12 protein-coding genes are annotated in these 14,188 nt (G+C 38.0%); 10 read left to right on the forward strand and 2 right to left on the reverse strand.

Annotated features, from left to right (window positions below; all coding sequences use genetic code 11):
* Positions 1–37 precede the first annotated feature (37 nt).
* From astE to EU510_RS03575, 5 genes are all read left to right on the forward strand, one after another.
* Positions 38–1,090, forward strand: coding sequence for a succinylglutamate desuccinylase (gene astE, locus EU510_RS03555; RefSeq protein ID WP_149592280.1), 1,053 nt, complete (start codon positions 38–40; stop codon positions 1,088–1,090).
* A 265-nt stretch (positions 1,091–1,355) separates the two neighbouring features.
* Entirely contained in the window at positions 1,356–2,570 is a 1,215-nt protein-coding gene (locus EU510_RS03560) for a thiamine pyrophosphate-dependent dehydrogenase E1 component subunit alpha (protein ID WP_149592281.1), read from the forward strand.
* Positions 2,570–3,547: an alpha-ketoacid dehydrogenase subunit beta gene (locus tag EU510_RS03565; protein ID WP_149592282.1), complete on the forward strand. Its 978-nt coding sequence runs from the start codon at positions 2,570–2,572 to the stop codon at positions 3,545–3,547. The genes EU510_RS03560 and EU510_RS03565 overlap by 1 nt, the downstream gene beginning before the upstream one ends.
* Before the next feature lie 8 nt (positions 3,548–3,555).
* Positions 3,556–5,151: a dihydrolipoyllysine-residue acetyltransferase gene (locus EU510_RS03570; protein WP_149592283.1), complete on the forward strand. Its 1,596-nt coding sequence runs from the start codon at positions 3,556–3,558 to the stop codon at positions 5,149–5,151.
* A gap of 151 nt (positions 5,152–5,302) precedes the next feature.
* A complete protein-coding gene (locus EU510_RS03575) occupies positions 5,303–5,668 on the forward strand; it encodes a DUF805 domain-containing protein (protein ID WP_149592284.1) in 366 nt (121 codons plus the stop codon).
* A 61-nt stretch (positions 5,669–5,729) separates the two neighbouring features.
* On the opposite strand, the gene EU510_RS03580 is transcribed toward EU510_RS03575, so the two are convergent.
* The gene (locus tag EU510_RS03580) at positions 5,730–6,899 is read right to left on the reverse strand and encodes a putative manganese transporter (RefSeq protein ID WP_149592285.1); all 1,170 of its coding nucleotides are present in this window, start codon (positions 6,897–6,899) and stop codon (positions 5,730–5,732) included.
* Between the two features lie 121 nt (positions 6,900–7,020).
* Positions 7,021–8,646, reverse strand: coding sequence for a M28 family metallopeptidase (locus tag EU510_RS03585; protein ID WP_149592286.1), 1,626 nt, complete (start codon positions 8,644–8,646; stop codon positions 7,021–7,023).
* Positions 8,647–8,759: 113 nt separating this feature from the next.
* On the opposite strand from EU510_RS03585, the gene EU510_RS03590 reads away from it, so the two are divergent.
* From EU510_RS03590 to EU510_RS03610, 5 genes are all read left to right on the forward strand, one after another.
* Positions 8,760–9,572: a DUF3025 domain-containing protein gene (locus EU510_RS03590; protein ID WP_149592287.1), complete on the forward strand. Its 813-nt coding sequence runs from the start codon at positions 8,760–8,762 to the stop codon at positions 9,570–9,572.
* Positions 9,569–10,357 (forward strand): ABC transporter ATP-binding protein, encoded by a 789-nt coding sequence (locus tag EU510_RS03595; RefSeq protein WP_149592288.1) that lies wholly within the window; start codon positions 9,569–9,571, stop codon positions 10,355–10,357. Before EU510_RS03590 ends, EU510_RS03595 begins: the two co-directional genes overlap by 4 nt.
* Positions 10,350–11,558 carry an ABC transporter permease gene (locus EU510_RS03600; RefSeq protein ID WP_149592289.1) on the forward strand — a complete coding sequence of 403 codons (1,209 nt, stop codon included), beginning with the start codon at positions 10,350–10,352 and terminating at the stop codon, positions 11,556–11,558. Before EU510_RS03595 ends, EU510_RS03600 begins: the two co-directional genes overlap by 8 nt.
* A gap of 139 nt (positions 11,559–11,697) precedes the next feature.
* Positions 11,698–13,680, forward strand: a complete 1,983-nt coding sequence (locus EU510_RS03605) for a hypothetical protein (RefSeq protein ID WP_149592290.1) — start codon at positions 11,698–11,700, stop codon at positions 13,678–13,680.
* Between the two features lie 12 nt (positions 13,681–13,692).
* Positions 13,693–14,187: a hypothetical protein gene (locus EU510_RS03610; RefSeq protein ID WP_149592291.1), complete on the forward strand. Its 495-nt coding sequence runs from the start codon at positions 13,693–13,695 to the stop codon at positions 14,185–14,187.
* Position 14,188 lies beyond the last annotated feature (1 nt).

Consider the following 14,188-nt stretch of genomic DNA (forward strand, 5'->3'; position numbering starts at 1 on the left):
AGAGTCTACTCTCACATTATTTTTAAAGGTTTTTTTCATGTCAGCCAATCCATCTTACTTAAATGAATTAAAACAAACGGGCGATTTTTTAACGCTTAGCCGTAATAACGAATGGCATTTAGATGCAGGTGAATTTGTTTTAGATAATGGAACTCGTGTAAATATACACGATACCGGTGTAATTGAGTTTCAACCTACTGTTAAAACAAGCAAAGATGTAATTTATTCAAGCGCCGTACATGGTAACGAAACTGCACCAATTGAAATTTGTGATGCGCTCATTAAACAAATTATAAAAGGTGAGCTAGTCCTTAAGCAGCGTGTTTTGTTTATTTATGGTAATCCACAATCAATTAATATTGGCCTGCGTTTTGTAGAAGAAAACCTAAATAGATTATTTAATGGTCACCATACAGTTGAAGGTGTACCAATGAATAATGAACGAAACCGCGCCGCAAAGCTTGAGCAATACGTGAGTGACTTTTATGCTCGTGGTGAGAAAGGCAGTAGCCGATGTCATTACGACTTACACACTGCAATTAGAGGCTCTAAAAATGAAAAATTTGCAGTGTATCCATTTTTACATGGTAAACCATGGAAAAAGTCACAGTTACAATTTTTATTGAGCTGTGGTGTAAATACCGTACTTATGATGAAATCACCCGCAACAACGTTTAGCTATTATTCGTCGTTTGTTCATGGTGCAGACTCGTTTACGGTCGAGCTGGGTCAGGTTAAGCCATTTGGCCAAAATGATATGACCCGCTTTGAAAAAACAAAGCAAACCTTAACTGCATTAATTAGCCAAAATGAAGTTGAATATCCTGATTTTAATGCAAGTGAGTTTGAATTATTTGCAGTGCACCGCACAATTAATAGAACGCAGGATGATTTTAGCTTCCCCTTTTCTGATGATGCTGAGAACTTTACTGGCTTTGCGAAAGGTGAACTACTTGCAACTGACGGTGATACGGAGATATACGCTGACGTTGAAGGTGAGGCTATTATTTTTCCAAATGCGAGTGTAGCATTAGGGCAAAGAGCATTGCTTACTGTTATTCCAATGGATATTGATAGCAATTTCGTCTAATTAAACTCATCAGACCACTGGTAACCTTAAGTTAACTATATGATTACTATTAATTAAAGTAATCGTATCGTTAACTTGCCACTTATTTAACCTGTATTTGCTTTTGTTTCGTCCCAGATGTGTTGAATAACACTTTACGTTAACGTAAAGTGTTGGCAGCTTTAATTAAAGATAGTGCAGATGTTGCAAAGTTTAACCAGCAACAATCACCCACAATAATAATTTAAAGGGGCACTGTTTTACCGACAACAAAAGAAGGTAGGTTATGAGTAATCCAAATAACGTATCGCTGAATATTAATCATGATCTAGAATTTATAGATGGTAATGCGCTTAATATTCCAACCCTTAGTATTTTAACTGAGGACGGCGACATTCATCCTAGTGCAACCGCACCTGATATTTCAAAACATACCGCTATTAAGTTATATGAAACGATGCGTTTTATACGTTTGCTAGATGAACGTATGCAAGGCGCACAGCGCCAAGGTCGTGTTAGTTTTTATATGCAATGCCTAGGCGAAGAAGCCGCAGTTACAGCCTCTGCTGCTGCGCTTGATCAAGACGATATGATTATGGCTCAGTACCGTGAACAAGCTGCACTGCATTATCGTGGTTTTACGCTTGATCAATTTATGAACCAAATGTTTTCAAATGAATTGGATTTAGGCAAAGGCCGCCAAATGCCAATCCATTATGGCTCTAAAGCACTCAACTATATGACGATTTCATCGCCACTGGGTACGCAAATACCACAGGCAACGGGTTATGCTTATGGTCAAAAAATAAAGCATATCGACGCTAAAACAGGTGAGCTTGCAAGCACAATTGATAACGTGACTATTTGTTACTTTGGTGAAGGTGCTGCATCAGAAGGTGACTTTCATGCGGGCTTAAATATGGCGGCTGTTCACAAAGCGCCGGTTATATTTTTTGCACGTAATAACGGCTATGCCATATCTACCCCTGCTGATGAGCAGTTTAAAGGCGACGGTATTGCGTCGCGTGGTGTAGGTTATGGTATTAAAACAATTCGTGTTGATGGTACAGATGCACTTGCAGTGTATGCAGCGACTAAAAAAGCACGCGAAATAGCCTCAACACAAGGTGAGCCTGTGCTTATTGAATCGATTGCTTATCGATTAGGCGCGCATTCTACATCAGACGATCCCAGTGGTTATCGCTCTAAAGATGAAGAAGCAAACAATCAAATTTGTCCTATTGATAAATTTAGAAAATGGCTTGTTAAGCAAGATTGGTTAAAAGAAGAAGACGATATAAAAGCAAAAGAGTCGATTCGTGAAGAAATTTTAGCAGCGCTTAAGCGTGCAGAAGTTGTTGCCAAGCCCGCTTTAGAAGAATTGGTTTCAGACGTTTACGATACTCCAATTCCCTTATTGCAACGCCAGTACGAACAGTTAAAAGAACATATAAAGCAGTATCCAGATGCTTACCCAGTAACCGCAGGGAGAATTAAGTAATGGCTAAAATGAACATGCTCCACGCAATTAACTCTGCCCTCGATATTACGATGAATGAACACCCTCAAGCCTGTATTTTTGGCGAAGATGTTGGTTACTTCGGTGGTGTATTTAGAGCAACATCAGGCTTGCAAGAAAAGTACGGTAAGCATCGCGTTTTTAATACGCCTTTAACCGAACAAGGTATTTTAGGTTTCGCTAATGGCTTAGCGGCTTTTGGTGCGCCTGCATTGGCAGAAATTCAATTTGCTGATTATATATTCCCAGCGTTTGATCAAATAGTAAATGAAGCCGCTAAATTTCGTTATCGCAGTGGTAATGAATTTAATGTTGGTAACTTAACTATTCGTACGCCTTATGGCGGTGGTATTGCTGGTGGCTTATATCACTCGCAATCACCCGAAGCTTATTTTGCACATACACCGGGCTTAAAAGTGGTTGTACCGCGCAACCCTTATCAGGCTAAAGGTTTGTTACGTGCCTCTATTAAAGATGATAATCCGGTCATATTTTTTGAGCCTAAGCGTTTATATCGTGCATCAACAGGCGAAGTGCCAGAAGAAGATTACAGTATTGAATTAGGCACGGCTGAAGTAGTGCAAGAGGGTGCCGATATTACGCTTTTAGCGTGGGGGGCTCAAATGGAGATTATTGAAGAGGCAGCAAAGCAAGCAAGTGAGCAAGGTATAAGCTGTGAAGTAATAGATCTTCGTAGTATTTTACCATGGGATGTTGAAACGATTGCTAAATCGGTTATTAAAACCGGCCGTTTAATTGTGAGCCATGAAGCACCTATAACTAATGGGTTTGGTGCTGAGATAGCAGCAACAATACAACAAGCGTGTTTCTTGCATTTAGAGTCGCCAATTTTACGTGTATGTGGCCTAGATACACCATACCCGTTGGCACTTGAAAAAGAATACGTACCGGATGCACTAAAAGTGTTGGCTGCAATTAAACAATCAATGGATTTTTAGGGGTTACCATGGCGAAAGATTTTATATTACCCGATATTGGTGAAGGCATTGTTGAATGCGAAGTTGTTGAATGGCTAGTTCAAGAAGGCGATACCGTATCTGAGGATCAGCCAATTTGTGATGTGATGACAGACAAAGCATTAGTGCAAATTCCGGCAGTGCATGATGGCATTATTACAAAGCTATATTATCAAAAAGGTGAAATTGCTAAAGTACATGCGCCTTTGTTTGCTATGGATGTAGCCAGTGAAAGCACTAACAATGAAGTAGTACAAGAGCCAGTTCAAGCTGAAAATCAAACTAATAACAATGCTTCTGATGTAGTTGAGGACTTTATACTTCCTGATATTGGTGAAGGTATTGTTGAGTGTGAGATTGTTGATTGGTTAGTTGCTGAAGGCGACGAAATAGAAGAAGACCAAGCGGTTTGTGACGTAATGACTGACAAAGCATTAGTACAAATTCCGGCAAAATATACGGGTACTGTGCAAAAGCTTTATTATCAAAAAGGTGAAATAGCAAAAGTACATAGCCCGTTGTTTCAAATGACGATTGCGGGCAGTGCAGCTAAGCCAAATGTTGATATAAACCAAGCGGTCGTAAAGGCACAAACTAATGCTAAAGTTGAAAAAACAGCATCGGTTAAAACGCAGCAAGCTACTAAAGTTATCAATCAAAAAGCGGTGGCATCACCTGCGGTTCGTCGTAAAGCACGCGAACTTGATGTTGATTTAACGTGTGTACCAGGTAGTGGTAAAAATGGCCGTATTTACAAGCAAGACATCGAAGAGTTTATTAAAGGGGAAGTGCCTAATACCATTGATACTTCACCGCTAAATAATGCAGTTACAAGTAATGAGCGCAGTGTAGCGCCAGATCCTCAACAATCTCAGGTTGGTGATACACGTGTAGAGTCTATTAAAGGCATTAAAGCGGCTATGGCTAAGCAAATGGTGGCGTCGGTTTCAACTATTCCGCACTTTACGTTCAGTGACGAAATAGATTTAACACAGCTTATAGCTTTGCGTAGCGCTTTAAAAGAGCAGTACAAAGCACAGGGAGTTAAGCTCACCATGATGCCATTTTTTGTAAAAGCATTGTCACTGGCTATGAAAGAATACCCAGTACTTAATTCAAAAGTGAACGATGAATGCTCAGAGCTTACTTATTATAATGACCATAATATTGGTATAGCGGTTGATTCAAAAGTTGGCTTATTAGTGCCTAATATTAAATCGTGTCAGAGTAAGAGTATTGTTGATGTGGCAAATGATTTAACTCGATTGACCGAGTCATCTAGAGAAGGGCGTGTTGCACCGGATGATTTAAAAGGTGGGACAATTAGCATCTCTAATATTGGTGCGATTGGCGGCACGATTGCGACCCCTATAATTAATAAACCAGAAGTGGCGATTGTTGCGCTAGGTAAACTGCAGCATTTACCGCGTTTTGACGAAAATGGGCTGGTTGTAAGTAAAGCTATTATGCAAGTAAGTTGGTCTGGCGATCATCGTGTTATTGATGGCGGAACGATTGCACGCTTTAATAACCTATGGAAATCGTACTTAGAAAATCCATCTTCAATGATGATGGTAATGAGTTAACAACTAAATTGTTAAAATGTAATAAAAAACCAGCTTTTAGCTGGTTTTTTGTTTTAAAGTCAGCTGTTTTTAATTAAGATACAATTGTTACTAAATAGTAATGTAAATTAAGCCCGTTAGGGAATATAAAAAATAACACTAAGGAAATATTATGGAACATTATATGAATGCGCTGCGTAGTTACGCGGATTTTTCAGGCCGTAATCGTCGTAAAGCATATTGGATGTTTGTATTATTTAACTTCATTTTTTCGGTAGTTTGTAATGCGATTGATGGTGTACTAGGTACAATGTTCATTGGCTCTATTTATAGCTTAGCGCTATTAATTCCTGGCTTAAGCGCTGGTGCACGTCGCCTTCATGATACTGGTCGTTCAGGCTGGTGGCAGCTACTTTGGTTAGTGCCAGTAATTGGTTGGATTGTTTTAATTGTTTTTCTTGCGCAAGATTCACATGAAGGTGAGAATGATTTTGGTCCAAACCCAAAAGAACTAGCAGTTGAACCAACAACTGTATAAGTTAAAATAATTTAGTATTTTAAAGCTCAGCTAATGCTGAGCTTTTTTGTGTATGGCAATTTTAACTTAAAAAGTAAAGGCCATAACCAACGGCCAAAGCAGGAATAGATGTATACACAGTCGCAATTACAGCCGCTTTGGGTGCCATTGCTATTGCTGGAAATAACGCATCACCATCGTTAGATATTGCATTAGCAGTTAATGCACTAAATGGAATAATGCCTTGAATATAAAGTGTTGTAACAATTATTTGCGGGCCACAACCTGGTAAAAAACCAATCACTACAGCAATAAGTGGCGCTAAATAAGCGTAATGTGCAAACCAAGTTTTTAAATCAAGCCCTGCTATATTTACTAAAATCTCAAACAACATAAACGATGCCACTACCCATGCGGTTACAAAGTGTGTGTCTTGAAGTACTTTAATAATTTTAGAAGGTGGATTACATTCATCGTCTTCTGAGGTTACTTCTTTATAGCTTTCACCTTTAGAAGAATACGCCCATATAGTGACAGTAAATAACGCCATTGCAGCACCAAAAATACTAATACTTGTGCCTGTGTATTTTCCAAATTGATCAAGGTCGACATTAAATGCAATTAAAAAAGCAATAATGAGGCTTGGGATAATAGCGAACATCCAAACGGGTTTGCTTATTTTAATTATACTAGTTGGCAATACTTTAACTTGGTGTTTTTGTTCTTGCTTGGTTGGGCGTAAAAAATCTTTTGCATGAAGGGCATTTACTATGACACCACAAAGCGTGCCTACGACTAAGCCAATGGCCATTATGGTTAAACCTTCAGTAGGGCGAGTGGCAAGGAGCAAAAATGCGGCATCTCCCATTGTAGCTGTTAAAACAGCAACAATAGCCCCAAAACTTGCTTGGCCTTTTGTAAATTGGGTAACCACTATTATTGCACCACCACATCCAGGAAGGGCACCTAAAACGGCAGCAAAAAATATTTCTAATACCGGCGATTTAGCACTTAAATAACTAAGCTCTAACTGAGGTAAATGCTCTATGGCGTAGTAATAAATTAATAATGTAGCAGCAACAAATACGCTAACTTGAAAAAAAGCATCGCTCAGTGCTGTTATTGCAATTTCACGAAGTGATGGCAGTGCTAAACATACCAATAAAAAAAGTGGTAATAATAAACGTTTATTTTGGCTAACAAAGCGTTTAGAAGTGGGCGTAATAAATCCTATTTGAGAGAGTAAAATCATACAGTGTTACCAATTAAATAAACTTAGTGACACTGTATATTTTAATTAAATGATAATCAATATCATTTGCATCTATTTAAATCGATTGCTCTCTTTGAGTTTTTCAATGTTAAGCTTAATGCTACTTACGCTGAAATTCTGAGTTTGCATTCCACGTTGGCCATTGCTCTTGCTCAGAAATATCAAAGCCTACTTTATAAAATAATTGTAAGTCTTGAACAGCACCCGATAAATCCCATTCATCACGGTAACGATCACATGGTTGATGATAACAACCGCGAAGTACTAAGCTCATACGTTTACGGTAATTAGCCGTTTCTTCATCAGCAGCGACTGTGCCTCCACCGGCGTACATGGCTGGAATACCCATGTTAGCAAATGCAAAGTGATCAGAGCGGTAATAGCCACCCGATGATGGTTTAGGATCGCCTGATATTGTTCTGCCTTGCTCTTTAGCTGCAGTTGCTAAAAACTCATCCATTTGTGATTTACCAATACCAACCACATTCATGTCTTTTACTTTGCCTAATAAATTTAAACTATCCATGTTTATGTTAGCCACTGTTTTATCCGCTGCAATCACTGGATTAGCTGCATAGTATTTAGAGCCAAGTAAGCCTTGTTCTTCAGCAGTTACCGCTAAAAATGTCATTGAGCGGCTAGGGTGCTTTGGTAATTTAGTAAAGGCTTCAGCTACTTCAATAAGCCCAGCTGTACCAGTTGCGTTGTCGTGAGCACCGTTGTAAATTTGATCGCCTTTACGGGTTTTATCTGTACCTAAGTGATCCCAATGCGCCGAGTAAATAACATGCTCATCTGGTTGCTCGCTTCCTGGTAACGTAGCGATAAAGTTATACGATACTGATTTTTTAATCGTGTTTTTAACACTAACAGAAGCAGTTAAATCGCCCATATCAACATGGTAAGCACCTTTAGCAGCGTTTTCTTTCGCAGTATCAAAATCTAAACCTGCTTTAGTAAAAAGCTCTTTTGCTACGTCAGTTGTAACCCAGCCTTCAACCGCTACGCGGTCCATATTGTTGTTCTCTTTTTGAAAACCAAACTGCTCACCGCTCCACGAGTTTTCAACAACTGACCACGGGTAAGATGCTGGTGCTGTTTCATGAATAATAATTGCGCCAGCTGCACCTTGTCGACTTGCTTCTTCATATTTGTATGTCCAACGACCGTAATAGGTCATTGCATCGCCTGTAAATAAAGCAGGGTCTTTTGTTGCAAAGCCCGGATCGTTAACCAGCATTACAACGGTTTTGCCCTTAACGTCTAAGTCTTTGTAATCATTCCAATTGTATTCAGGTGCATTAACGCCGTAGCCGACAAATACAAGTTCAGAATTTTCTATGCCTTCTTGTGCGCTAATGCGGCTGCTACCCATAACCATGTCTTTTTTGTATTGATAGTCTTTACCCCCAATACTAAGCACCATGTCCGAATCAGCTTCTAAAGAAACCAATGGCACTTCTTGTAAGTAACTGTCGCCATTACCTGGTTTTAAGCCTAAGGCTTTAAACTGCGCAGTTAAATAATCAAGTGTTAGCTTTTCACCAGGTGATGAAGGAGCACGGCCACCAAATTCGTCCGATGCGAGTACTTTTACATGTTTAGCCAGTTCATTAGCTTGAATACTGTTATATCCATTTGTTATATCAGTAGGGGTAATACTTGTTGTTGCGCAACCAGCTAAAACAGCAGTAGCGAGGAGTGTGAGAGAGAAATAATGTTTCATGTCAGCTCTTTTTTTGTTTTAAGTTGTGATTAGTATATTAACTTCTATTAAGCAGAACCAGTTTTTACGGTAAACTTATCGTAAATTATAGGCATAAATTGTTAAAGGTTTAAATGAAGCGTTTTACTCCCCCCGAGAAGTGGCAAATCAGTAGTTTAGAAACAGGTGCATTTGCGCATTTACGTGAGCTATTTAAAGTTAACGAACTGACAGATTGGCCGGCGCCGCAGTGGTTTTCTCCATTTTTAACCGCTATAAATGAGAATAATATTCCTATTACTTTTGAAGAAGATGCAAAGGTAGACTTTGGTGATAGGTATTACGAGCAAGTAATTTTTGAAACGGGTGTTGTACCTACACGTAGTGAAAATTGGCATGACTTGTTCGGTGGATTTATTTGGTGTTTATTTCCTAAAACTAAAGCGCTTATAAACCAGCGACATGTACAAGATATAGCTGAGCATGGTTTGCAAAAGCGTACCAAACATCGTAATGCATTAACGCTCTTTGATGAATGTGGTGTGGTATTAGCTATAAGTGAGAGTAAATGGCAGCAGTGGCTTTGCGATCACCAATGGAAAACAGCATTTGTTGAGCATAAAAGCGAATGGGGAAAAAGCATTAAAGCGTTTATGTTTGGCCACGCTAATTATGAAATGCTCACTAAACCTTATATAGGTTTAACGGGTAAAGCATTGTTTGTTTGTGTACCAGATAAAATATTTTGTAAAGATTTAGTTACTCAATATCAGTACCTAGACCAAGCCCTTTATGAGATGATTAAAATAGATAACTGCTTAGCCGATAACAAACAGCTTTCACCACTGCCGTTATTAGGCGTGCCTGGCTGGCATGACGAAAACAAAGATGACTCTTTTTACAACAATACAGATTATTTTAGAGCGAAACGAAGGAACCGAATATGATAGAAGTTGCTAGGCTTAAAAAGAAATTTAAGCTAACTAAAGATCACAAAAAAAATAAAATAGACGACATCGATCCTCGTGAAGATAAAGACTACTTTCACTCAGTACGAGACGTTAGTTTTAGCTGCGCTAAAGGTGAGGTACTTGGATTGCTCGGCCCAAATGGTGCGGGTAAAACAACGACACTGAGAATGATTTCAACCGCGTTAAAGCCAGACGAAGGCTCAATAACGGTTGCCGGAAACAATATTGTAAAAAAACCGTTATTAGGGCGTAAGTCTATTGGTTTTTTATCAGGCTCAACCGGTTTGTATGGTCGCTTAACGGTAAAAGAAAACATAGAGTATTTTGCAAAGCTCCACGGTATGAGCAAAAGAGATATAGCAACGCGTTGTGATGAGCTATTCACATTGCTTGATATGCATAAGTTTATTGATAAACGGGCAGAAAACCTTTCAACAGGTATGAAGCAAAAAGCAAATATAGCACGTGCAGTCGTTCATCGCCCAGCAGTTGTGGTACTCGATGAGCCAACAACGGGCCTAGATATAATGACAACACAAACTGTTATTAAATTTATCAAAGGTTTAAAAGCGCAAGGCACGCCTGTTATTTTCTCAACCCATCATTTAGATGAAGTTGCACTTTTATGTGACCGAGTTGCTGTAATTAACGAAGGCGTTAGCTGCTTTGACGGAACAGTAGAAGAATTTAAACAAGCAGGTAATAGCGAAGAGCTAAACCAAGCCTTTATGAATATATTAACGGAGAAACACGATGTTTGAAGTATTTAAAAAGGAATTAAGAGAACTCCTTCGCGATAAAAAAACGCTACTGTTTGTTGTAGCGCTGCCCGTTATTATATTTCCAATAATATTTGCAGTAATGGCATTTATAAGTTCTCAAGCAGCGCTTGATGCTGATCAAAAAGTAAATACATACGTAATTATCAATGGTGAGTACGCACAAGAATTTACAGACAAAGTGTTTTATCACAAAAGTTTTGAGTTGTATAAAGGCAACAAAACGTTTAATACTATTGAAGAGCTTAAAGCGGGTGTTATTGCTGGTGATATCGATATGGGTATCTATTTACCCAGTGATTCAAAACAAACGCTAAATGATGAAAAGCAAAGTAAATGGCAAGTAGTATTTAACGATTCAAAATCAATTAATTTTTTATTTGAACGTGTAAAAGAGCTCGCAAAAGAATACAGCGACAACTTACAAAAAGAACAATTGATTAGTTTTGGTATTGATATGTCAGCGCACGCAGCGCTGTTAAATCCAGTAGATGTAATAAAGGTTGATACCGCAGATAAGCGTGAAAACTTAGGCGAAAAAATGGGTGGTTTTTTACCTTATTTACTTATCCCTCTTGTATTAATGGGGGCGACTTACCCAGCTATAGACTTAGGCGCCGGTGAAAAAGAGCGTGGCACACTAGAAACTCTTCTGCTCACTCCTATTACTCGTACTGAGTTAGTACTTGGTAAATTTATAACGCTGTTAACGACTTCTATAGCGTCCACAACAATAACAGTACTTAGTATGGGCTGTTGGGTTGCAGTGGCATTAGCATTTGCAGATTTAGATGTGATTAAAACGGCTTTTAGTTCTTTAGCAGTAACAGATTTACTAATGATATTTGTATTGCTGCTACCTTTGGCTGCAATATTTTCATCATTAGCATTGGCTATATCTATCTATGCACGTACGTTTAAAGAAGCTCAAAATTATATGGCACCGCTTAGTATGGGTGTGTTCTTTCCTATTATAATTTCAATATTACCTAATATGGAGCTAACCGCTAAAACTGCGTTTATACCTGTTACTAATGTTGCTTTAGCAATTAAAGATATAATTAAAGGCACAGTTGATTACACATTTGTAGGCTTAATATTTTTAGCAACCGCGCTTATTGCAGGAGCGTTACTAGCATTTTGTGTTAAATGGTTTAACCGAGAAGATGTATTATTTAGGTAAGAATTTATTGGTAATAAAAAGCATCACTTTAGTGATGCTTTTTTGTTTTTGAAGCCAATTTTTAAAGTGGTTTGTATTCGGTGATTAAATAGTTTAAATTTATGGGCTGAACTCTGGATTATAAAACAAGGATGGATTCTTGAAAGCACACCTATTATATATCTCGCTATTTAGTGTAAGCAGTACTTTTAGTTTACTCACGTTTGCAACACCTTCACAAGTAAAAACAATTCAGCCAACTACCCATATAGGCACTTGGCAAAATAAAGACGAAGACGGCGATGGGGTTGTTGATGAGCTTGATGCTTATCCGTTTGATACGAGTAAAAGTGAATACGAATTTGTTAAAGAAGAAGAATTTAACAACAATAATGATGTAGCGACTGTCGCACCTGAAAAGTTACCAATTAAACTTTTTGGCCGAATTCAGCAAGTGAACGATCAAGATTATTACAAAATTAAACTTAAAAAAGATGTGGCAATAACTGTACTTTTATCTTCTTCAAGTAATGAGTTTGACCCTGGTATGGCAGTAATGGACAGCTCTGTAGTGGCTATTCAATCATGGGCACCCAATTTTACTGCTGTTGGTAAGTATAAGCGGGCTATTCAAGTAAAGCCGAGCGAGTCTGGCACCTATTATATTGTTATTAACGATAAAGAATTTAGAGGTGAGGTGTCTTACGATTACCAACTACATGTGTTTGTAGATGAGGATGTAGATGTAATTGATGACTCTTTAGAGCCTGCTTTTGGCTTTAAAGGTTATACGCAGGATACTGATGGCGATGGCATTTATGACGGTACTGAATTTTACGTGTTTAATTTAGATTCAGCGTATGCCCTTGATGTTGATAATGACGGTACACCAAACTGGCTTGATGAAGACTCAGATAATGACGGGATTAAAGATGTACTAGAAGGTGCATTTGATTTAGACGAAGATGGCTTGGGTAACTTTGTAGATTTAGACTCCGATGCAAACACTATTGACGATAGTAAAGATGCGGGGAACCCTAAAAGACCTTTAAATCATGATAAAGACCAATTTGCCAATTTTATAGATTTAGATGACGATAACGATCTAATTTTAGATGTGAATGATCCTGAGCCTTTAAACTTAGCCTCAAATGGCGGGTATGGAACAGATAGCTATTTAGAAGTGAGTAATATTTATTACTTATTATATGGCAGTCAAACAATTGAGGGGGTTATTTTAGCTAACCAAAAACACCGTGTTTACGGTGAAAACTTAGCAACCGGCTTTTTAAATTTTAATATTGAAGGCAGTACAGTACCCGTTAATATAGCTGTAAATGCTAATGGGAAAGATTATGTAGATTTTGTAATGCCGCGCAATGCAACTAGCATTAGTTATAGTGCAGCAAATATACGTACAGCACCTATTGCACTTTCGTTTAATCAACAATTCTCGCCGATAATAGTGAGTCAAGGGGTTATAGAATCTTCAGTGAATCAGGAAGTTACTTTATCTGGAATAAACTTTTCAGACGATACTTTAGTGTATTTAAATGAGGTAGAGCTTACCCCTTTAGCAACTTCTCCTACTAGCTTAAGTTTTACAGTTCCTGCAAATGCTGATTCAGGCAAGTTATATTTAAAAAACAGTTATGGAAAAAGTAACGCATCTAAAATTGCTTTATTTAGTAAAACAACATTAACAATAGATAAGTCCCTGACTTTTGCTAATTCTAAAGTGGTTGCAAGTACATTTATATCTGGCATAGAAAAAACGGTCGATGTTAACAATAGTGTTGCCGTCGTGCCTGTATCAAGCAATAACGCCACAACGATTACCTTATATTTTGGTGATGAACAAAAGTATTATTTAAATGCACTTTATTTAGGGCAAGCAGATTTACAAATTACACCACGATTTGTTGCTGCATCTACTGCATGGGGCTTAAGTGGCGTGAACCAAACACAGCAACTCGCAAAATTAAAAGCTTTATTCGCACAAGCACTTAAGCTAGATGAAGTGATTGAGTTTGCAGATTATATTATAAAAAATAATAATCAATTGCCTAAATATAAAAGCAAAGAATTTACGACTTTAAAATGGGCGGCTGTGGATGCAATTACTGCTCATATTAAAAAATAAAAGGACATTTTTATGAAAAATAAATTAATCACACTTTTAATTGCAGCGCCTTTAATCAGCTCATCTTTTTTATCGATGGCTAGTGAAGTGCCAACAAAAGAGTATTTTAATAAACGCTGTATGGACGCATGGCAAAGCATTAAAGCCGGAGACCGAGAGGCTTTATTTGCAGAGTTACCACCAAAATTACAAAGCTGGAATGAAGGTAAAACAGCATGGAAGCAAGTTGATAAAGCGATAAAAGACTATAAAGAGGATTGGGAACAACTAAATTCAAATAATTTGGTTATTACAATGTTAGATTATGGAGGTGTAGGTGAAGATGGCAATATGTTACCAGTAGGCTTACAGAGCTCAGTAGATAAACGGATGGCCCGCTTTTACCCAGAAGCTACTCGAGAATATACCTTAAATTATACTTTTAAAAATGATGAACGTGATGAAGGTAAATCATGCTCATTTTTGGAGTTTGATAACAAATGGTATATGTATCATAGACTACTTTGAT

The sequence above is a fragment of the Pseudoalteromonas sp. FUC4 genome, assembly GCF_008370255.1.
Classification (GTDB): domain Bacteria; phylum Pseudomonadota; class Gammaproteobacteria; order Enterobacterales; family Alteromonadaceae; genus Pseudoalteromonas.

Coding starts and splice junctions, on each gene's coding strand:
- astE (WP_149592280.1), top strand. CDS start 38: ATGTCAGCCAATCCATCTTACTTAAATGAATTAAAACAAACGGGCGAT.
- EU510_RS03560 (WP_149592281.1), top strand. CDS start 1,356: ATGAGTAATCCAAATAACGTATCGCTGAATATTAATCATGATCTAGAA.
- EU510_RS03565 (WP_149592282.1), top strand. CDS start 2,570: ATGGCTAAAATGAACATGCTCCACGCAATTAACTCTGCCCTCGATATT.
- EU510_RS03570 (WP_149592283.1), top strand. CDS start 3,556: ATGGCGAAAGATTTTATATTACCCGATATTGGTGAAGGCATTGTTGAA.
- EU510_RS03575 (WP_149592284.1), top strand. CDS start 5,303: ATGGAACATTATATGAATGCGCTGCGTAGTTACGCGGATTTTTCAGGC.
- EU510_RS03580 (WP_149592285.1), bottom strand. CDS start 6,899: ATGATTTTACTCTCTCAAATAGGATTTATTACGCCCACTTCTAAACGC.
- EU510_RS03585 (WP_149592286.1), bottom strand. CDS start 8,646: ATGAAACATTATTTCTCTCTCACACTCCTCGCTACTGCTGTTTTAGCT.
- EU510_RS03590 (WP_149592287.1), top strand. CDS start 8,760: ATGAAGCGTTTTACTCCCCCCGAGAAGTGGCAAATCAGTAGTTTAGAA.
- EU510_RS03595 (WP_149592288.1), top strand. CDS start 9,569: ATGATAGAAGTTGCTAGGCTTAAAAAGAAATTTAAGCTAACTAAAGAT.
- EU510_RS03600 (WP_149592289.1), top strand. CDS start 10,350: ATGTTTGAAGTATTTAAAAAGGAATTAAGAGAACTCCTTCGCGATAAA.
- EU510_RS03610 (WP_149592291.1), top strand. CDS start 13,693: ATGAAAAATAAATTAATCACACTTTTAATTGCAGCGCCTTTAATCAGC.